This is a genomic window from Ruegeria sp. CH10 (assembly GCF_056537125.1).
Genome location: NZ_JBQFQY010000002.1, coordinates 1 through 19,909, shown reverse-complemented (window position 1 = coordinate 19,909; position 19,909 = coordinate 1). Strand labels below are relative to the sequence as shown.

The following is a 19,909-nucleotide window of genomic DNA, read 5'->3' as shown; positions in this document are numbered from 1 at the left end:
TGGGCCGAAAGGAGTGCCACTAAATCTGGTAGGTCAAACCGGGTAAGGCACTGGGCGAGGGTCGGACAGCACATCAATTACACGTGCAACCGCATGAATGGTTCTGCGCTGTTGAAAGACAGTGCCCGGTCTCTTGCGCCCAAATTTCAGGCGCGGTGGAAGATACTCTTAGACGTGTCCGACGCCAAAAGGGAAGTTGATTAAATCTAGGGCGGCGGACATGAAGATTGAACGGAAATTCACTAAATCGGGCCAGGACGCATACGCAGATTTGGATTTTGTGTCCGTAACCTCTGAGATTCGGAACCCGGACGGCACCATCGTCTTTCGTCTGGACGACATCGAAGTCCCCGCAAAGTGGAGCCAGGTCGCAAGCGACGTGATCGCACAGAAATACTTCCGCAAGGCTGGCGTTCCGTCCGAGATGAAAAAGGTCAAGGAAAAGGATGTTCCCGAGTTCCTGTGGCGCTCGGTCCCGGCGGAAGGGGCAGAGTTCACGGGTGAGACGTCGTCCAAGCAGGTCTTTGATCGTCTGGCCGGCGCGTGGACCTATTGGGGGTGGAAAGGCGGCTACTTCTCGACCGAGGAAGACGCGCGCGCTTACTTTGACGAGATGCGCTATATGCTGGCGACCCAGCGTGCCGCGCCGAACTCGCCGCAGTGGTTCAACACGGGTCTGCATTGGGCCTATGGCATCGACGGCCCGGCTCAGGGGCACCACTATGTCGACTACAAGACCGGCAAGCTGACCAAATCGAAATCCGCCTACGAACATCCGCAGCCGCATGCGTGCTTTATCCAGTCGGTCGATGATGATTTGGTGAACGAAGGCGGCATCATGGACCTGTGGGTGCGCGAGGCGCGCCTGTTCAAATACGGCTCGGGCACCGGGACCAACTTCAGCCACCTGCGCGCCGAAGGTGAATCGCTGTCAGGTGGCGGCAAGTCCTCGGGCCTCATGGGCTTTCTCAAGATCGGCGACCGCGCCGCGGGCGCAATCAAATCAGGCGGTACAACCCGTCGAGCAGCAAAGATGGTGATCGTCGACGCCGATCACCCCGATATCGAGCAATTCATCGAATGGAAGGTGATCGAAGAGCAAAAGGTGGCCTCGATCGTTGCCGGATCGAAGATGCACGAAAAGATGCTGAACGGCATTTTCGAGGCCATCCGGTCCTGGGACGGCGCGGCGGATGACGCCTATGATCCGAACAAGAACGACGCGCTGAAATCTGCTGTGCGCGAGGCGAAAAAAGTCGCGATCCCCGAGACTTACATCAAGCGCGTGCTGGATTACGCCAAGCAGGGTCACGACAGCATCGAATTCCCGACCTACGACACGGACTGGGATTCGGAAGCCTACAGCTCGGTTTCGGGTCAGAACTCCAACAACTCGATCCGCGTGACAAATGCGTTCCTGACGGCTGTTGAGAAAGACGCTGATTGGGAGCTGATCAACCGCACCGATGGCAAGGTTGCCAAGACCGTCAAGGCGCGTGACCTGTGGGAAAAGGTCGGTCATGCGGCATGGGCCTGTGCCGATCCGGGCATCCAGTTCCATGACACCGTAAACGAGTGGCACACATGCCCGGCAGACGGAGAGATTCGCGGCTCGAACCCGTGCTCGGAATACATGTTCCTGGACGACACGGCCTGTAACCTGGCGTCGATGAACCTGCTGACCTTCCTCAAGGATGGCGAGTTCCAGGCGGCGGACTATATGCATGCCTCGCGTCTGTGGACGCTCACGCTGGAAATCTCGGTGACCATGGCGCAGTTCCCGTCGAAGGAAATCGCGCAACTGTCCTATGATTTCCGCACCTTGGGTCTGGGCTATGCGAACATCGGCGGCCTGCTGATGAACATGGGTTACAGCTATGACTCGGATGAGGGTCGGGCCATCTGTGGCGCGCTGACCGCGATCATGACCGGTGTGGCCTATGCGACCTCGGCCGAAATCGCCGGTGAGCTGGGTGCCTTCAAAGGCTATGAGCGTAACGCAGATCACATGTTGCGCGTCATCCGCAACCACCGCCGCGCGTCGCAGGGTGTGACCGAGGGGTATGAGAAGCTGGCGGTCAAGCCGGTGCCTTTGGACCACGGTAATTGCCCGGACAAGCGTCTGGTCGATCTGGCCATGTCGGCCTGGGATGAGGCGCTGAGCCTCGGCGAGAAAAACGGCTACCGCAATGCGCAGGCCACCGTGATCGCGCCCACCGGCACCATCGGTCTGGTGATGGATTGCGACACCACCGGGATCGAGCCGGATTTTGCGCTGGTTAAGTTCAAAAAGCTGGCCGGTGGCGGTTACTTCAAGATCATCAACCGCTCGGTGCCTTCGGCGCTGGAGAAACTGGGCTATTCCTCGTCTCAGATCGAAGAAATCGTGGGTTACGCAGTCGGTCACGGCACCATCGGTAACGCGCCGGGGATCAACCACACCTCGCTGACCGGTCACGGCTTTGGCCCCAATGAACTGGCCAAAGTGGACGCCGCGCTGGAAAGCGCCTTTGATATCCGGTTCGTCTTCAACCAGTGGACGCTGGGCGAAGATTTCTGCACCGGCGTGTTGGGCATTCCGGCGACCAAGCTGAATGATCCGACGTTTGATCTGCTGCGCCATCTGGGCTTTACCAAGGCGGATATCGACGCGGCGAACGATCACGTTTGCGGGACCATGACGCTGGAAGGTGCGCCGCATCTGAAGGAAGAGCACTATTCGATCTTCGACTGCGCCAACCCGTGCGGCAAGAAAGGTAAGCGTTTCCTTGGCGTTGACAGCCACATCACCATGATGGCGGCAGCGCAAAGCTTCATCTCGGGCGCGATTTCCAAGACGATCAACATGCCGAATGACGCGACCATCGAGGATTGCCAGAAGGCTTATGAACTCAGCTGGTCGCTGGGTGTGAAGGCCAACGCGCTCTACCGCGACGGCTCGAAACTTTCGCAACCTCTGGCAGCAGCGCTGGTCGAGGATGATGACGAAGCAGCCGAGGTTCTGGAAAGCGGCTCGCCCGCCGAAAAGGCCGCCGTGCTGGCCGAAAAGGTCATCGAAAAGGTGGTCGTGAAGGAAATCGTCCGCTCGCATCGTGAAAAGATGCCTGAGCGTCGGAAAGGCTACACGCAGAAAGCCATCGTGGGCGGCCATAAGGTCTATCTGCGGACGGGCGAGTATTCGGACGGTTCGCTGGGCGAGATCTTCATCGATATGCACAAGGAAGGTGCTGGCTTCCGGGCGATGATGAACAACTTTGCCATCGCGGTCTCAGTCGGTCTGCAATACGGCGTGCCGCTCGAAGAGTTCGTGGATGCATTCACTTTTACCAAGTTCGAACCGGCGGGAATGGTGCAGGGCAACGACTCGATCAAGAACGCGACATCGATCCTGGATTACATCTTCCGTGAACTGGCTGTGTCCTATCTGGACCGCACCGATCTGGCCCATGTGAAGCCCGAGGGCGCGACCTTTGATGACATTGGTCGCGGTGAGGAAGAGGGCGTCTCGAATGTGTCCGAGATCAGCGAAAGCGCGGCGTCCAAGTCTTTGGAAGTGTTGAAGCAAATCAGTTCCACCGGGTATCTGCGCAAGCGGCTGCCGCAGGATCTGGCCGTGTTCAACCCGCAGGCGGACGCGACCGGCATGGCCGAACAGGCCGCCGTGTTCGAAGCGCCAGTAGCTGAAACCGCAGTTGCAACCGGGATGGACGCCCGCACCAAAGCCAAGATGCAAGGCTACGAGGGCGATCCTTGCGGTGAATGCGGCAACTACACGCTGGTGCGCAACGGCACCTGCATGAAGTGCAACACCTGCGGCGCGACAAGCGGGTGTAGCTGAGTTTAGCGCCCCGGCACCCCGGGGCGCAGGGGTCGGATAGCTGCCACAGGTACCGACCCCGACGAATACGGAGAAAGGCGCCGAGACTTACCGCCGATGCCTTTCTCCACTCGGCCGACATGCCCGTGTTGGCCGGGAACAGGGTGGGGCGGAATATTGCTCTTTCCCACTCTTCCACGGGGCGGGTGCGCTCGCCCCATGCGCAGTCCAGGCCGCAGGCAAAAAAACACCGGGCGGTCAACGAAATGAGCCTGGAAGGCGAAACTACAGGGGGCTTCGGCCCCCTTTTCTTTTTTCGGGTTGAGGCAGGCGGATTTGAGCAGAGCCTTGCCGGAATTGCGGTCCTGCACCGGGCAAGACCCGCCGAGGCCGCTTGGGGGATTTTTGCCGAGCAACTTGCCGCAGGTGCGACTCGGCCGAACACGCAAAGATTGGCGCGAAACAGGCGGATTCCCTCAGTACGGGTGACAGCGGGGGTGCTGGCGATGTTTGTGGTCGGTGTCCGGACGCAAAACCAAGCAGAACTCAATCAGGAGGCATCACAATGAAACCGCAAACACTGACAGTTATTTCCACCCTTATCCTTGGACTGCCGATCATGGCCGCCGCTGACACCACAGCCGATGCAAACGGAGATGGCGTGCTGACCATCGAAGAGGTTCAGGCCGTTGTGCCCGGTGTTGACGCCGATACATTCTCGGTCATGGACGCCAATGGCGACGGCGCGCTGGATGAGGCCGAGATCGTCGTGGCACAGGAAGCAGGGCTGTTGCCCGCCACCGACGGCTGAACAAAAGAAAGCGGCCAGAGATCTTCTGGCCGCTCTTCAATATCTTATCAGTTCAGGTGAATGTTGAATTTGCCGCGCAGCTCAGCATCCAGCAAGGGATCGAACCGCGCGGGTGACGGAGTGGCGAGGATTTCCTCTTTCCGTTTGACGGCCTTTTCGATCAGGTCCGGCTTGCCCAGTTCAACCCATTCCTTGGGTGACGTCCGATCGCCGAAGGTGGGGTAGACATAGTCTGCCTGCATCCGGCTGAGCGTGGCATCCGTGCCCAGATAGTGGCCGGGTCCGCCCATGCAGACCTCGGCGATCTGGTCCAGCGCCAGGGTTTCATCCGTCACCTCAATCCCGCGCACGCATCGCTGCGCCTGACCGATCAGATCATCGGCCAGGATAAGGCTTTCGTGGCAGAACCCCAGCAGTGAGGCATGCATCCCCGCCGCCTCGTACACCATGTTCAGCCCCGACAATCCGGCCATCACGTTCGAGCACATCTGCTCCCACCCGGCCTGCATGTCGGGCAGTTTCGAATCTGAGGCCCCCGCAGCCGCGCCGCCGGGCAGGTCATAGAACCGGTGCATTTGGGCGCAGCCTGCGGTCAGCAGCGCCTGTTCGCCCGACCCGATGGACATGGCCCCCGTGCGCAGGTCCAGCCCGAAGGGCCAGGTGCCGAAAATCGCCGGGGCGCCGGGACTTACCGCATTTACGTAAACCAGCCCGGCCAGGCATTCCGCCGTCGCCTGTGTGATCGCGCCTGCAATCGTAGAGGGCGCCGTTGCGCCCGCCATACCGGCGGACAGCAACAGGATCGGCATTCCGGCCTTGATGCACAGCTCCATCACTTCGCAGCTTTCGGTTGCGAATTTCATCGGAGGCACAACAAAGCAGTTTGTGTTCGAGATAAAAGGCCGCTCGCGGTACTTATCCTCGCCACCTGCGATCATATGGATCATCTCCATCGCCGGGGCGACATGATGAGGTTCGGTGAACGATGTGCCGATATGTTTGAACGTGCCGGAACAGGATGCGTAGATCGTGTTCAGGTCCATCTCAAGGTTGTCGGCAATATCGCGGCAGACCATAGGGCGTTGAACGAAATGGATATTGTCCAGCTGTTCGCAAATCCGCGACGCGTCATGCAGGTCCTGAACGGTGGAATCCCGGTATTCCTGCCCGTGAACGTCGACCATGCTGACTGCCGCGCCTGCGGTGCCGTAATGCACTTTGGTGCCGCTCAGATCTAGATCGGTTTTGCCATCCCTGCTGTAGAGTGTGACGGATCGGTTTGCATTGGCCAGCGTGTCTTCGACCAACGCGCGCGGAAACCGGATGCGCCCGTCATCCCCAAGGGTACAACCCGCACCGACCAGATAGTCGATCCCGCTTTGGGGCGCATCGGCCAACCCGATGGTTTCCAGCGCGGTCAAAGCGGCCTCGTGGATGCGTTCGACCTGCGCCTGTGTCAGGACGTTGAGAACGCCGCCCTCCATCCCGGGGCGGACGGGGCGCAGATGGTCGGGCAGGGCAGTTGCGCGGGCGGCACGACGGGCGGCACGACCACCACTGCGGGAAGAGCTACGGGTTTGTTCGTTCATGGTTTGGAATCCAGTTTGCTAGGCGTCGCAGAAAGTTGAGAGTTTTACGCCTGAAACGGTCTGCCCCGCGCTGCACGACCCCTATCCGCACCGATGGTGCGGCTCACCAGCCGGATTTTCCAAACATCATTTTGCACGCGGTTCATCCCTTGTTGCTGCGCAGTATTCCGGTTGGGCAGTACATGTTCTGTTCTGTTTGCGACCTAGCCATTCAAAAGCGAAGTTCAATTGCGCAGTTTAGGCCAATAGCTTCTTTCGCCAAAGTATTTTCCAGCCGCGACAGAATTCTGTTATAGTACCTTCACTTATTTTAGAGCGGTTCGTGAAAGCAATTGATTCTTAACCATTGCGAACCATGTTTTGAGACGAAGACGACCCGAATGACCAAACGCTACGGCAGAAGGTTAAGTAGGAGAGATTGATGAAAGGCCTTGTGACCCTCAGCGTCCTTTGGATGGCGGCCCTTGCGGCCCCTTCAATGGCTGAGGATTGGACAGGGGCCTATGCGGGTTTCAGCCTTGGATACGCCGATGCTGACGGCCCAAACGGATCAAGCGGCAACGACATCGCCTTTGGCCCTCATATCGGATATGACCGGGATTTCGGCAATTTCGTTCTGGGGGGTGAGCTGGAATATAACCGGCTGTCGCTGAACCTGGGTGACGGAGAGGGCAGCTTGGACAGCATGACCCGCCTGAAACTGCGCGGCGGATATGATTTCGGCCCCGCGCTTGGCTATGTTGTAGTCGGTGCCGCGCGAGTGGATGCCTCGGCCGACAACGACACAGCCGCTGTTTACGGTATTGGCGTGGCCTATCCGATCAATGACCGCTTTATCATCAGTGGTGAGGCGCTGCGTCAGGAATTCGACGATGTCACCCAGTCGGATGGCGGACTTCAGTCGAACGTGTTCAACCTGCGCACCTCGTTCCGTTTCTGAGGTGTCATCCAACTGCTGCCGGACGGTCGGCTTTTTCGGCTGCGAATTGGCAAATGGTTTCGAGGGCGGCCTGAAACCTTTCGTCATCAATTGTCATCGCCACTCGGATATGTCCGGCCGCTGCCGCACCAAAGCTTTCGCCCGGCATGACAGCGATGGAATGCGTGTCCAGCAGGGCATTGGCAAAGTCTTCTCCGCTGAGCCCCGTGGCCCGAATGTCCAGCATCAGATACATAGCACCCTGTGCGGGGACCAGTCTGACGGTATTCTGGGCCTTCAGCACCTCAAGCGCCAGCGCGCGACGCTGGCGGAAAGGCGCAGCGATGCGCTGTTCCAACTCGTCCCCTGCGCTCAGCGCAAAACTGGCGGCGTCCTGAATAAAGCCCGGTACGCCATAGGTTGTGTGGGTGGCCAGATTGATCAGGTGGCTGATCACCTCTTCCGGTGCAACGATCCAACCGCACCGAGACCCGGTCATGGCGTGGGATTTGGACATTGAGCCCACCACCAATGTCCGCTCGGCCATTCCGGGCAGGGTTCGGGGTGAGATATGTGCGCCTTCCCAGACCTGTGTGTCGTAAACCTCATCCGAAATCAGCCAGAGGTCGCGGGCCTGACAGACCGTGGCAATCCCCTCCAGCGTTTGCCGGGAATAAACCACGCCGGTTGGGTTGTTCGGCGTGTTGACCAACAGGGAAACCGCACCTTCTGCGGCGGCCTCAATCTGTTCGGGGCGGGGCTGAAAGGCGTCTTCGGCCCGGGTTTGGATGGCCCGCGCCGTGGCACCCGCGCCCCGGATCGTGCCGGGATAGGTAGCATAGTAGGGGTCCAGATACAGCCCGACATCGCCGGGATCGCAGACCGCCACATGGGCGGCAAATAGCGCCGCTTGGCCCCCGGGTGTGATCAACACGTTGTTGCGTGTGGTCAGTACTCCGGTGCGGGCCTGCACCCGTGCGGCGACCGTATCGCGCAGCAAATCCGTGCCGGGCACCATGGCATAGCCGGTGTGGCCTTGCCGTGCAGACAGGTCCATCGCCTGCAGAATCGAAGGGTCGGTGCGGATGTCATGTTCTCCGATGGTCAGTTCGGTCACGGCGTGGCCTTCGCTGATCATCCGGCGGGCGCGATAGAACACGTCCCACCCGTCACTGCCGCCTTCTGTCAGGTGAGTGATCCGCTGCGACAGTTTCATGATGCGCCTCCGTCTGGTCTTTGGCGCTGACTGGGCCAGAGGCGCGCGGGAAAGTCAATCAGTGACGCCGGGGCGCAAAACTGCGGGCTTGGCGTCGGGCCAGCGGCGTGATAAATCAGCCTTATGAACCGTATGACCTGCACCATTATCTGCTGCATTACCTGCTGATTTATCAAGCGGGCCGGTTTCTTTCGTTTTCATCCCTGAGACAAGTTGCTAAGCCCGCGCCAACGCGACACTGCTTATGCTGTCTTTAGGAGCCGACCGATGACGACGATCAAACTGCACAACACACGGACGCGGACGAAAGAGGCTTTCGTGCCGATCAGCGCCGACAATGTGCGGATGTATGTCTGCGGTCCCACGGTCTATGACCGCGCGCATCTGGGCAATGCTCGGCCCGTGGTGGTGTTCGATGTGCTCTATCGTCTGTTGCGGCACGCCTATGGTGCGGATCACGTCACCTATGTGCGCAATTTCACCGATGTGGATGACAAGATCAACGCAACGGCTTTGTCCCGGCAACAGGCCGGGGCCGAGGGCACGTTGGAGCAGCTGGTGCAGGAACGCTCGGACGAGACCATCGGCTGGTATTTGCACGATATGGGCGCGCTGGGGGCGCTGGAGCCGAACCAGATGCCGCGCGCGACCGAGTTTATCCCTCAGATGATTGCGATGATCGAGGGGTTGATTGCCAAGGGCCATGCCTATGCAGCTGAAGGGCATGTGCTGTTCGCGGTCGACAGCTGGAAAGAGAATTATGGCGCGCTGTCCGGGCGCTCGGTCGATGACATGATTGCGGGCGCGCGGGTTGAGGTTGCACCTTACAAAAAGAACCCGATGGATTTTGTGCTGTGGAAACCCTCGACAGACGAACTGCCCGGGTGGGACAGCCCATGGGGGCGCGGGCGTCCGGGCTGGCACATCGAATGCTCGGCCATGAGCTATGAGTTGCTGGGTGAAAGTTTCGACATTCACGGTGGCGGCAATGATCTGATGTTCCCGCACCACGAGAACGAGATTGCGCAAAGCTGCTGCGCCCACCCTGAGGGCGAGTTTGCGCGGGTCTGGCTTCACAATGAGATGCTGCAGGTTGAGGGCAAGAAGATGTCCAAATCACTGGGCAATTTCTTTACCGTCCATGACCTGTTGGAACAGGGAATTCCGGGTGAGGTGATCCGGTTTGTGTTTCTTCAGACCCATTATCGCAAGCCGATGGACTGGACCCAAAAGAAAGCGCGGGATGCTGAGGCCACGCTGCGCAAATGGCGGGCGCTGACAGCGGGCATCGAACCCGCAGCCAGCGCAGCACCCGCCGTTATCGCTGCGCTGAGTGACGACCTGAACACTGCGGGTGCTGTGGCCGAACTCCACCGTCTGGCGGCGGACGGGGATGCGGCGGGGCTGTTGGCCAGCGCGCGTCTGCTGGGTCTGTTGACGCCTGAGATGGGGGCGTGGGCGGATACTGCGGCGGTCGATTTGTCCGCCTTTGCAGATCGGTTGGCAGAGGCGCGGACGACGGCCATGCAAAGCAAGGACTTCGCTGAAGTGGACCGCCTGAAAGCGGCTTATTTGGCTGCCGGTTTGGAGGTCCGCATGAGCAAGGACGGCGTCGAACTGGTACCGGGCGCGGGGTTTGATTCCGCCAAGCTGGAGACGATCTGAACCGCGTTTTCTAGACGAAAGACGCAATAATCTGGGCCAGCGGGAGCGAGCCATGACCAAAGAACGCCTTTACCTGTATGACACCACCCTGCGCGACGGGCAGCAAACGCAGGGTGTTCAGTTTTCGACCGCGGAAAAAGTGCAGATTGCGCAGGCGCTGGACGAACTGGGTGTGGATTACATTGAAGGCGGTTGGCCCGGTGCAAACCCTACGGACAGTGCCTTTTTCGAAGCCGCGCCCAAGACCTCGGCCCGTTTGACCGCGTTCGGGATGACCAAACGCTCGGGCCGGTCGGCTGAGAATGACGATGTTCTGGCCGCCGTGATGAATGCGGGCACGCAAGCGGTGTGTCTGGTCGGCAAATCGCATGATTACCACGTGACCCACGCGCTTGGGATCGCGCTGGAGGAGAATGTCGAGAATGTCCGCGCGTCCGTCGCGCATATCGTAGCGCAGGGGCGCGAGGCACTGTTTGATGCCGAGCATTTCTTTGACGGCTATAAGGACAACCCCGCCTATGCGGTTCAGGTCTGCCGGGCAGCGCTGGAGGCGGGCGCGCGCTGGGTGGTGCTGTGTGACACGAACGGCGGCGCGCTGCCTGCTGAGGTCTCGCGTATCGTCGCCGAAGTGATTGCCGCAGGTCTGCCGGGCGACCGGCTGGGTATTCATACGCATAACGATACCGAAAACGCGGTGGCCTGTTCGCTGGCTGCTGTGGATGCAGGGGCGCGGCAGATTCAAGGCACGCTGAACGGCTTGGGCGAACGGTGCGGCAATGCCAATCTGACTGCGCTGATCCCGACTCTGCTGTTGAAGGAACCCTATGCCTCGGGGTTTGACACCGGTGTCAGCCTGCAGGCGCTGGCCGGATTGACGCGCATCAGCCGGATGCTGGACGATATTCTGAACCGTGTGCCCAGCAAGCAATCGGCCTATGTCGGGGCCTCGGCCTTTGCCCATAAGGCGGGGCTGCATGCCAGCGCGATCCTCAAGGACCCGTCGACCTATGAGCATATCGAACCCGGCGCGGTCGGTAATGCGCGGATCATCCCGATGTCGAACCAGGCGGGCCAGTCGAACCTGCGCAAGCGCCTGACCGAGGCTGGGCTGGTCGTGGAAAAAGCGGACCCGGCGCTGGGGCGTATCCTCGACCGGATCAAACAGCGCGAGGCCGAGGGATATTCCTATGACACCGCGCAGGCCAGTTTTGAATTGCTGGCGCGCGATGAACTGGGACAGTTGCCCGAGTTCTTTGAGGTCAAGCGCTACAAGGTCACCGTTGAACGGCGAAAGAACAAGTACAACCGGATGGTCAGCCTGTCCGAGGCCGTGGTCGTTGTGAAGGTTGACGGGGAAAAGAAGCTGTCAGTCAGTGAATCCCACGACGAACAGGGCAGCGACCGGGGGCCGGTGAACGCGCTGGCCAAGGCGCTGGCGAAGGATTTGGGGCAGTATTCGCAGATATTGGCCGATATGCGGCTGGTCGACTTCAAGGTGCGGATCACGCAGGGCGGGACCGAGGCGGTGACTCGCGTCATCATCGACAGCGAAGACGGGCAGGGGCGGCGCTGGTCAACCGTGGGCGTCAGCGCGAACATAGTCGATGCCTCGTTCGAGGCGCTGCTGGACGCGATACAGTGGAAACTGGTGCGCGATTGCGGGCCAAACGCGGCGGTGGCTGAGTGACAGTAGAGTTCGACGACGACGTCAAAGCCTGCGCCGCGCTGGTGCACAAGGCCGACCCGGATCGGTTCATGGCGGTGATGGCTGCTCCGGTTGCCGTGCGCCCCGTGCTGTTCCCGCTTTATGCGCTGAACGTCGAAGTCGCGCGTGCGCCATGGGTCACGCAAGAGACGATGATTGCCGAGATGCGGCTGCAATGGTGGCGCGATGCCTTGCAAGAGATTGCCGAAGGGCAAGCCGTGCGCAGGCACGAGGTTGTGACGCCGTTGTCGCGGGCCCTATCCCCGCAATTGGCTGCCATGCTGGACGAATATGTGGCTGTAAGGCGTTGGGATATATACCGTGATCCGTTTGAGGATCAGGAACATTTTGATGCTTACATCAACCACAGCGCTGGCTCTTTGATGGTAGCAGCGGCGCAGATGTTGGGTACCGCCGATGAGAGTGTCTTGCGCGATTTTGGCTTTGGGGTTGGGGTAGCAAATTGGTTGCGGGCCATTCCCGATCTTGAGGCACGCGGGCGCATTCCCTTGCTGGACGGCACCCCGGATGGCGTGCGCGCCCTTGCGCAAACGGCTTTGGACAGGCTGCACTGCGCTCGCACTAACGCGACCGTCGTTTCACCTGACGCGCGCCCTGCGCTCTATTCCGGTTGGCAGACCGATTGGATTCTGCGCCGGGCCATCGCGCGACCAGACCGTGTGGCGGCAGGGGATTTGGCGCAGGGCGAGATTCGCCGTAGGGCGTCATTGATGTGGGTTGTGGCCAGCGGACGCTGGTGAGGATCAGACTGTTTCCGGCTCGGACGGTTTCAGAACCAGCCACAACAGCGCCGCGCCCGCCAATGTCAGCAGCGGGATCATGGCCAGGTTTACCGCTGTCCAGCCTTCAACCGCCGATCCGCCCGAACAGTTCATCAACCCGCCCGAGGCGAGCGAGGCGATTGTGACGCCTCCGAACACCAGCAGGTCGTTCAGGCCCTGCATCCGGCCACGTTCGCTGACGTCATGCGAGGCGGCCAGCATGGTGGTGGCACCGATAAAGCCAAAGTTCCAGCCGATGCCCAGCAGGATCAGGGCGATGAAAAAGTTTTCCAGCTCAACGCCTTGCAGGGCGACGACGCCCGCTCCGGCCAGAATGGCAAGGCCAAGGGCAACGATCTTCTCAACCCCGAACCGGGCGATCAATTGGCCGGTGAAAAAGCTGGGGATGTACATGGCAAGTACGTGACCCGTCACCACATCCGCCGCGTCATTGGCCGAATAGCCGCATCCGACAACGGCCAGCGGGGTCGAGGTCATGACCAGATTCATCAGCGCGTAGGACACCATCGCGCAGATGATCGCCACGGCGATACGCGGTGTTTTCAGCATCTCAAGACGGCTGCGGCCCTTGGGGGCGCCTTCCTCGGCCTTGGGGGGGGTGGGGATGTCCAGAAAGAAGAACAGGGCTGACCCGATGACGTTCACCGCGATGACGGCGATATATGTCCCAAGGAAGGGTATGACATAAGCCGTCGACGTCAGCTTGACGATCTGTGGTCCAATGATCGCCGCCGCCAGACCGCCTGCCATGACATATGAGATCGCCTTGGGGCGGAAAGCGTCCGAGGCGGTATCCGCAGCGGCAAAGCGGTAAAAACCATGCGCGCTCATGTAGATGCCAGTCAGCAGGCTGCCCACAAGGAACACGGGGAACGATCCCAGATACAACCCGTATGCTCCGACCAAACCGCCAAGCGCGCCTGCGGTTGCGCCGACCAGAAACCCTGCGCGTCTGCCCCAGCGCTGCATGATGGCGGAAATCGGCGTTGCCGCCAGCATCGATCCCAGCACGATCAATGAGATCGGCAAGGTCGCCAGACAGGCATTGGTCGCCAACGACTGTCCGGCGAGACCGCCAACGATAAAGATCATCGGCATCTGCGCGCCAAGCACCGCTTGTGCCGCAACCAATACGGCGACATTGCGTTTGGCCTGACTGTCGTTTGGGGCAGTTGAGGTCATTGTCATGCGCCTATGGGTATCGGTGAAAACCCAGACGCACAAGCGGGTTGCATATGCGGCAAAGCCGCCTAACGTGCTCGTGACCTTGGGGGCCAGAGAGCAGATGTCCGTCGGACGTATCATCGAAACCAATGACTGTGTAAGCGAGGGCGCCGCGTGGCTGGCCGATGCGTGCCCGCGTATGTCCTATGCGATGGACCAGACTGGCCCGTTGCCGCTGCGCCGCCGCCCGGACGGGTTTGCGCAGCTGCTAAGCGCGATTGTCAGCCAGCAGGTCAGCGTGGCCTCGGCCAATGCAATCTGGAAGCGGTTGCAGGATGCGAAACTGACGGGCCCGCGCAAAATCATGTGGGCCACGGATGACGATTTGCGGGCTGTTGGGCTGAGCCGTCAGAAAATCAGATACGCGCGGGCCTTGGCCGAAGCGCGCATTGATTACAAAGCGTTGCGCGACGTTTCTAACGAGGAGGTCGTCGCCACACTGACCGAAGTGCCGGGCATTGGCATTTGGACGGCCGAGATTTACGCGATGTTTTCACTGGGTCGCGCTGACGTGATCGCGCCCGGTGATCTGGCGCTGCAAGAGGCGGCGCGCATCCTCTATGACCTGCCCAAACGTCCGACGGATAAAGAACTCCGCCAAATGGCTGAAGCGTGGTCGCCCTGGCGGTCGGTTGCGGCGCGGGTGCTGTGGGCCTATTACCGGGTGGCCAAAGAACGAGAAGGGATCAGATGACTCGAGTTTTGAATGCGCTCCGAAAAGAGCCGGTTTCGGGCGATATACGCTCGGTCGTGGTGTTTGTGCACGGCTACGGGGCCAACGGGGCCGACCTGCTGGGTCTGGCCGATCCGCTGGGGGAACATCTGCCTGATACGCTGTTCGTGGCCCCCGATGCGCCGGAACAGATACCCGGAATGCCCAATGGGTTCCAGTGGTTTCCGATCCCGTGGATCGACGGCTCATCCGAGGAAGAGGCGCGCCGGGGCATGGAGATGGCCGTTGAAGACTTCAACGCCTTCCTCGACGCACTGATGGTGGACGAAGATGTCCTGCCCGAGCAGGTGGTTCTGTTCGGCTTCAGCCAGGGCACGATGATGAGCCTGCACGTCGCCCCGCGCCGCGAGGACCCTGTGGCGGGCGTCGTGGCCTTCTCGGGCCGGTTGCTGGAGCCTGATCTGCTGCCGGATGAGACGGTCAGCCGCATGCCGATCCTGCTGGTGCATGGTGATGCGGATGACGTGGTGCCGCCGCAATCCTTGCCCGAGGCTGCCGAAGCCCTGCAAGCGGCAGATTTCAAAGAGGTCTACGCCCATGTCATGAAGGGCACAGGCCACGGTATCGCCCCTGACGGGCTAAGCGTTGCGCTGGCGTTCATGCGTGACAAGCTGAGCCTCTGAGCGTGATCTGAATTGAGAGGGAATGCAATGCTGGTTGTCACCGGAACGGTTGAAGTCGCGCCAGAGGGCGTTGAAAAGGCTGCGAAAGCGGCGTTGGAGATGGTTGCGGAAACCGTGAAAGAAGAGGGCTGTCTTACCTATGAGTTCAGCCAAATTCTGGGCACCCCAAACCGCTTTCGTGTCTATGAGGAGTGGGAAAGTCAGGCCGCGCTTGAGACCCATTTTGAAACCCCTCACATGGCCAGATTTCGCGCAGCCCTTGGCGAAGCCGGCGTCAGCGCGAGCGACATTTGCCGGATCGTTGGGGGTGAGAAACTGCCGCTGAAATGAGCTAGCCCCAGAGGTGGGGCTCGGCAAATTCGACCGAGTTTCCCGCGGGGTCTCGGACGTAAAGCGATCGTGCGCCGCTGGGCCAGTCGAATTCGGCATCGACAGGGATGTTCCAGTCCAGCAGGTGTTTGCGCATGGTGTCGATCTGGGTACGCGTCAGGGTCAGGCACACATGCCCGGGTCCGTGCGCGCCATGCGGTGGGACAGGCAGATCGGGATTTGTCGGAGGTTGCGCGGTCTCTTGCGCGTTGAACAACAACAGAACCGACGGACCCACCCGGTAGAACACATGCCGGTCTGCCACCCGCTGGATTTTCTCAAGGGTCAGAACATCGCCATAGAAACGCTCGGCCTCATCCAGATCGTCGACGTAAAGCGCAGCCTCAAGAATCCCGGCGGGTTGGGGTATGTCCGGCGTGATCTTCATCCGGTAAGCCTATCACAAAGCGCGGTTTTTGTCACCTGCGTGGGCGTCGGTCCCGCTTGCGCTGAGGGGCGGCGCTCAGGGTCGGTGCTGGCAGGCTGTCCCATTGGCCCGACTCAAGCCCCTCAAGCGACCAATCGCCAACCCGTGCCCGGATCAGCCGCAGCGTGGGGTGCCCCACGGCGGCCGTCATGCGGCGGACCTGCCGGTTTTTCCCTTCGCGCAGGGTCAGTTCGATCCAGCAATCAGGTATGGTCTGGCGCACGCGAATGGGCGGGGTGCGCGGCCACAACCCCTCGGGTTCGTCCATCAGACGGGCCTTGGCGGGGCGGGTCACGCCGTCTTTCATTTCAACCCCGTCGCGCAGCGCCTTGAGGGCCGCTGAATCCGGCAACCCTTCGACCTGAACCCAATAGGTTTTGGCCATCTTATGTTTGGGGTCCGAAATTTGTGCCTGCAGCCGCCCGTTGTCGGTCAGCAGCATCAGCCCTTCGCTGTCGCGATCCAACCGCCCGGCCGGGTAGACGCCCGGCAGGTCGATATAGTCAGACAGGGTGCTGCGCGGTGTATCCGCATTGGCGCGGTCGGTGAATTGCGGCAGCACGTCAAAAGGTTTGTTGAATCGGATGAACCAGCTCATGGATCACGCCATAGCCCGCAGGCCACAGTCGCGCAAGCTGTGGATAACTGTCACGTCTCTGTTACGGATTCGCCGTAACCAATCCCGAGATATTGTGGAAACTCAGGGCTTGTCAGAGTTTTAACACGATATATAGTTGAACCAAGGCCGGGGCGGGTGTTCCCCGCTCTGATGCCAAAACGGGCAGAGCAGAGCGAGGAGCGAGTCAGATATGGATGGAGATTTCAGAACCGAATTTGTCAGGGAACCCGGTGCGCTCAAGCATCATCCGGCATTGGTTTTGAACGCCGATTATCGCCCCTTGTCCTATTACCCGCTGTCCCTGTGGCCCTGGCAAGAGGCGATCAAGGCGGCCTGGCTGGACCGGGTCGACATTGTGGCCGAATACGATGAGGTCGTCCGAAGCCCGAGTACCGAGATACGAATACCGTCGGTCGTTGTCCTCAAAGACTATGTAAAACCCAGAAAGCGCGTGGCCTTCACGCGCTTTAATTTATTTCTGAGGGATGAATTCCGCTGCCAGTATTGCGGCAGCAAGGGGGATCTGACCTTTGATCATGTGGTGCCGCGCGCCGCCGGCGGTGTGACCAGCTGGCAGAACGTGGTGGCGGCGTGTAGCCCGTGCAACCTCAAGAAGGGGTCGAAATCACTGAGGCAGGCGGGCATGACCTTGCGCAAACCGCCCCGTCAACCGGATGCTGAGGCGTTGCGGAATATCGGGCGCAAGTTCCCGCCAAACCACCTGCATGACAGCTGGATCGACTTTCTCTACTGGGATGCGGAACTGGACGAGTTTTAACGGCCCGCGCGCCACGCCGCGAGCCAGACAAGGACCAAAGCGCCCGACAGAACGGCGTTCCACCCGGCCATGGACAGGCCCAACATCTGCCACGGGATGTCATCGCAGCGTACCAGTGGCGCGGACATGATCTGATCCATCAGGTCCTGTGTGGACAACCCACCTATGTCGCCCGAAGTACAGCTTGACGGACCTTCCCACCACGCAAGTTCTACCCCGGCGTGAAAAACACCGATGGCCGCAGTTGTCAGGGCGGCTAAGGCACCCAGCAAGGGCAACAGGTTCACGCGGGGCAGGGTCAGCGCCAGCACCCCGATTAGGGCTGCTGCCCCATGCGGATAGCGCTGCCAGATGCACATTTTGCAGGGGGCAAGTCCGCCGATGTATTGAAACGCCCACGCGCCAAGCAGCAGGGCCGCAGACCCGCCTGCCGCAACCAGGACCAGAATGCTCTTGCGTGTCATAGGTATTTCACCGCCAAAAAGCCGCCAAACAGCAGGATGATGAACAGGGTGAACATAAGACCCAACCGCTTTTCAATGAAGTCTCGGATGGGTTCACCGAACTTCCACAACAGACCGGCGACAAGGAAGAACCGCAGCGCACGGGCCAGAATCGAGGTGGCGATGAACGTGCCCAACGGCATGCCGGTCCAGCCCGACATGATGGTGATTACCTTGTAGGGGAAGGGCGTGACACCGGCTGCAAGCACGGCCCAGAACCCAAAATCATTGAACCGCGTATTGAACTCTTCCATCGCGTGGGTCTTGCCCATGGCCTCAAGCACGGGCTGTCCGATGCTGTCATAGAAAAACGCACCAATCGCATAACCCAGGATGCCACCCAGAACCGAGGCCACCAATGCCACCGTTGCGATCAGCCAGGCCCGTGATGGGCGCGCCAAAATCATGGGAATCATCAGCACGTCAGGTGGGATCGGAAAGACCGAGCTTTCGATAAAGGCGACAATAGCCAGCGCCCAAAGAGCGTGCGGATGTTCGGCCAAACGAATGGTCCAGTCATAGAGCGATCGCAACATATGGTACTAAAATCCTGATTAAACCTTGCCTATGCCAAACCATGCGCCTTTAGGGCCGTCAACCATTGCGGTGAAAACAAACTGTATTTGGGTTGGTTTTTGCCTCTGGACCTTCCCGGTCATGGACGCTAATCCAGTGTTCGTGGCCCAAGTGGCGGAATGGTAGACGCAGGGGATTCAAAATCCCCCGGTAGTGATACCGTGCCGGTTCGAGTCCGGCCTTGGGTACCATAGTAAAAACAGAGGGTTAGGGAAGCTGATCCTCTGTTTTTTCTTATCCGCCATTTCGTTTACTCACACCGCTAACTCAAACTTTCACGTTCTGGTCTTGTGTCAGAGCTGACGGGTTTGGGTGTGTGTCTGACGTTCCCCGTCCCGCATCGTTTACCAGTTTTTTATCAAAGACGTGGCAATTTCTTCCGGTGGAGAAAGCGGCCGCAAACAATTTTCGTTGTTCAAGCCGCATCTTGGCTTTAGGACGAGTGAAACCACTCTAATTAAGTCTAAAGGATTTTTTGATGAGAACGGTGCTGATATCCGCAGGCTTCCTGGCCCTGGCAGGATGTGATACGATACAAGAGACAACAAGTTCAGCGAGCGAACCCCAAGGTAGAGCCGCTGTCTTTTCAATGTCTGAGCTGCAACCTCTTTTGGCCGAATGTATAAAGGTCGTAACCCAAGCAAAAGCTCCGAATAAGAGTTTGGGAAAAGAATCGCGGGCAAGCGTCGCAATACCACCGCTGAACGTAACTGGGGCCAAGCGTCGCTGCCTGGTAACCATGCCAAATACAGGACCAAAACCTCAGGAAATTGCAGAAGAAACTGCTGCTCTGTTGGCAAAAAATGGATTTACACCTGCGAGTAATCCAGAAATTTCAAAAAAGTGGAAGAAGCACGCGTCACCGTATATTTTCTCCAATGGTGATGACTATATTGCTGTTTCGGGTCAAAAGTTCTCGGACTTCGTCAATAAGAGTCAGTTGTTTTTTAACCTGTTTTAACTTTGATCGGAAAAGGACATCCTGCAGGGGGCTCTATGTAAGTGTCTCTTTTCCCCTCGTACACTCAGGTTTAGTTATTCGCCGCAGTTTCCCGAGCCCCGAATGCGCTTTGCTGGCACCACCGCATCTGTAAAACCCTGTTTCTGTTTCAACAGTTTGTGCGAGGCATCAGGCTGTGCGTTCCGAGGGCCGATACGGGGAAGCCTCTGCAACGTGCCTCAGATCTGAGGAATGAACGCATCCAGAAATTCGCGGGGGTTGACAAGAGCAGTCTCAATAGGAAACGTCGAATATGTTGGGAGATTATGGAAATTCAGACGCTTGGCCCGGTGAAAAACAGTTCCGGGCTCGTCTTGGAAGACGTGCCCTTTTGGCAAGCGCTGAGTGATCTCTCATCCACCAAAAATGGGAGTTCTCAAAATGAAAAACAGCAGCAAGCTTAGCCTCGGTGCGGTTGTGGCGTCAGCCCTTATGGCCCCTGCCGCATACGCCGAAGAGTTTATCACGATTGGTACGGGTGGTGTTACTGGGGTTTATTATCCGACGGGTGGCGCGATTTGTCGGTTGGTGA

The 19,909-nt window shown here is 59.4% G+C and carries 20 protein-coding genes and 1 tRNA gene; 13 read left to right on the top strand and 8 right to left on the bottom strand.

Features of this window, described 5'->3' with window-relative positions:
• Positions 1 to 220: 220 nt before the first annotated feature.
• The 3 genes from ACRZ94_RS06375 (at position 221) to ACRZ94_RS06365 (ending at position 4,628) form a co-directional block, all read left to right on the top strand.
• The gene (locus ACRZ94_RS06375) at positions 221 to 3,838 is read left to right on the top strand and encodes a vitamin B12-dependent ribonucleotide reductase (protein WP_480796932.1); all 3,618 of its coding nucleotides are present in this window, start codon (positions 221 to 223) and stop codon (positions 3,836 to 3,838) included.
• Between the two features lie 245 nt (positions 3,839 to 4,083).
• A complete protein-coding gene (locus ACRZ94_RS06370) occupies positions 4,084 to 4,386 on the top strand; it encodes a hypothetical protein (RefSeq protein ID WP_480651503.1) in 303 nt (100 codons plus the stop codon).
• The gene (locus ACRZ94_RS06365; RefSeq protein ID WP_480651501.1) at positions 4,383 to 4,628 is read left to right on the top strand and encodes an EF-hand domain-containing protein; all 246 of its coding nucleotides are present in this window, start codon (positions 4,383 to 4,385) and stop codon (positions 4,626 to 4,628) included. The genes ACRZ94_RS06370 and ACRZ94_RS06365 overlap by 4 nt, the downstream gene beginning before the upstream one ends.
• A gap of 47 nt (positions 4,629 to 4,675) precedes the next feature.
• On the opposite strand, the gene ACRZ94_RS06360 is transcribed toward ACRZ94_RS06365, so the two are convergent.
• Positions 4,676 to 6,217 (bottom strand): trimethylamine methyltransferase family protein, encoded by a 1,542-nt coding sequence (locus tag ACRZ94_RS06360; RefSeq protein WP_480796931.1) that lies wholly within the window; start codon positions 6,215 to 6,217, stop codon positions 4,676 to 4,678.
• 421 nt (positions 6,218 to 6,638) lie between these two features.
• Here ACRZ94_RS06360 and ACRZ94_RS06355 point away from each other — a divergent pair, with 421 nt between their 5' ends.
• On the top strand, positions 6,639 to 7,157 hold the full coding sequence (locus tag ACRZ94_RS06355; RefSeq protein WP_480796930.1) for an outer membrane protein: 519 nt from the start codon (positions 6,639 to 6,641) through the stop codon (positions 7,155 to 7,157).
• Positions 7,158 to 7,161: 4 nt separating this feature from the next.
• On the opposite strand, the gene ACRZ94_RS06350 is transcribed toward ACRZ94_RS06355, so the two are convergent.
• Entirely contained in the window at positions 7,162 to 8,352 is a 1,191-nt protein-coding gene (locus ACRZ94_RS06350) for a pyridoxal phosphate-dependent aminotransferase (RefSeq protein WP_480796929.1), read from the bottom strand.
• Between the two features lie 54 nt (positions 8,353 to 8,406).
• A complete protein-coding gene (locus tag ACRZ94_RS06345) occupies positions 8,407 to 8,553 on the bottom strand; it encodes a hypothetical protein (protein WP_480651493.1) in 147 nt (48 codons plus the stop codon).
• A 66-nt stretch (positions 8,554 to 8,619) separates the two neighbouring features.
• On the opposite strand from ACRZ94_RS06345, the gene cysS reads away from it, so the two are divergent.
• From cysS to ACRZ94_RS06330, 3 genes are read left to right on the top strand one after another with little or no spacing between them, the layout of a single operon-like run.
• Complete coding sequence (gene cysS / locus ACRZ94_RS06340; RefSeq protein ID WP_480796928.1) at positions 8,620 to 10,017, top strand: cysteine--tRNA ligase; 1,398 nt, start codon at positions 8,620 to 8,622, stop codon at positions 10,015 to 10,017.
• Between the two features lie 52 nt (positions 10,018 to 10,069).
• Positions 10,070 to 11,704, top strand: a complete 1,635-nt coding sequence (gene cimA, locus ACRZ94_RS06335; protein WP_480796927.1) for a citramalate synthase — start codon at positions 10,070 to 10,072, stop codon at positions 11,702 to 11,704.
• Entirely contained in the window at positions 11,701 to 12,483 is a 783-nt protein-coding gene (locus ACRZ94_RS06330; protein WP_480796926.1) for a squalene/phytoene synthase family protein, read from the top strand. Before cimA ends, ACRZ94_RS06330 begins: the two co-directional genes overlap by 4 nt.
• A 3-nt stretch (positions 12,484 to 12,486) precedes the next feature.
• On the opposite strand, the gene ACRZ94_RS06325 is transcribed toward ACRZ94_RS06330, so the two are convergent.
• Positions 12,487 to 13,713, bottom strand: coding sequence for an MFS transporter (locus ACRZ94_RS06325; protein ID WP_480796925.1), 1,227 nt, complete (start codon positions 13,711 to 13,713; stop codon positions 12,487 to 12,489).
• Positions 13,714 to 13,810: 97 nt separating this feature from the next.
• On the opposite strand from ACRZ94_RS06325, the gene ACRZ94_RS06320 reads away from it, so the two are divergent.
• From ACRZ94_RS06320 to ACRZ94_RS06310, 3 genes are read left to right on the top strand one after another with little or no spacing between them, the layout of a single operon-like run.
• Positions 13,811 to 14,443: a DNA-3-methyladenine glycosylase family protein gene (locus ACRZ94_RS06320; protein WP_480651484.1), complete on the top strand. Its 633-nt coding sequence runs from the start codon at positions 13,811 to 13,813 to the stop codon at positions 14,441 to 14,443.
• Positions 14,440 to 15,105 (top strand): alpha/beta hydrolase, encoded by a 666-nt coding sequence (locus ACRZ94_RS06315; protein WP_480651482.1) that lies wholly within the window; start codon positions 14,440 to 14,442, stop codon positions 15,103 to 15,105. The genes ACRZ94_RS06320 and ACRZ94_RS06315 overlap by 4 nt, the downstream gene beginning before the upstream one ends.
• Positions 15,106 to 15,132: 27 nt before the next feature.
• The gene (locus ACRZ94_RS06310; protein WP_480651480.1) at positions 15,133 to 15,435 is read left to right on the top strand and encodes a putative quinol monooxygenase; all 303 of its coding nucleotides are present in this window, start codon (positions 15,133 to 15,135) and stop codon (positions 15,433 to 15,435) included.
• Position 15,436: 1 nt separating this feature from the next.
• On the opposite strand, the gene ACRZ94_RS06305 is transcribed toward ACRZ94_RS06310, so the two are convergent.
• Positions 15,437 to 15,862, bottom strand: coding sequence for a VOC family protein (locus ACRZ94_RS06305; protein WP_480796924.1), 426 nt, complete (start codon positions 15,860 to 15,862; stop codon positions 15,437 to 15,439).
• A 31-nt stretch (positions 15,863 to 15,893) separates the two neighbouring features.
• Complete coding sequence (locus ACRZ94_RS06300) at positions 15,894 to 16,499, bottom strand: pseudouridine synthase (protein WP_480651476.1); 606 nt, start codon at positions 16,497 to 16,499, stop codon at positions 15,894 to 15,896.
• Positions 16,500 to 16,710: 211 nt separating this feature from the next.
• On the opposite strand from ACRZ94_RS06300, the gene ACRZ94_RS06295 reads away from it, so the two are divergent.
• Positions 16,711 to 17,298: an HNH endonuclease gene (locus tag ACRZ94_RS06295; RefSeq protein WP_170399157.1), complete on the top strand. Its 588-nt coding sequence runs from the start codon at positions 16,711 to 16,713 to the stop codon at positions 17,296 to 17,298.
• Here the strand turns inward: ACRZ94_RS06295 and ACRZ94_RS06290 are convergent.
• Both ACRZ94_RS06290 and ACRZ94_RS06285 read right to left on the bottom strand, forming a co-directional pair.
• Positions 17,295 to 17,762, bottom strand: coding sequence for a disulfide bond formation protein B (locus tag ACRZ94_RS06290; RefSeq protein ID WP_480651473.1), 468 nt, complete (start codon positions 17,760 to 17,762; stop codon positions 17,295 to 17,297). The genes ACRZ94_RS06295 and ACRZ94_RS06290 overlap by 4 nt on opposite strands.
• A complete protein-coding gene (locus tag ACRZ94_RS06285; RefSeq protein ID WP_480651471.1) occupies positions 17,759 to 18,337 on the bottom strand; it encodes a YqaA family protein in 579 nt (192 codons plus the stop codon). Before ACRZ94_RS06285 ends, ACRZ94_RS06290 begins: the two co-directional genes overlap by 4 nt.
• Before the next feature lie 145 nt (positions 18,338 to 18,482).
• Between ACRZ94_RS06285 and ACRZ94_RS06280 the strand changes: the two genes are divergently transcribed.
• Positions 18,483 to 18,568, top strand: a tRNA-Leu gene (locus ACRZ94_RS06280).
• A gap of 287 nt (positions 18,569 to 18,855) precedes the next feature.
• Positions 18,856 to 19,338, top strand: a complete 483-nt coding sequence (locus ACRZ94_RS06275; RefSeq protein WP_480651469.1) for a hypothetical protein — start codon at positions 18,856 to 18,858, stop codon at positions 19,336 to 19,338.
• The last annotated feature ends 571 nt before the right edge of the window (positions 19,339 to 19,909 follow it).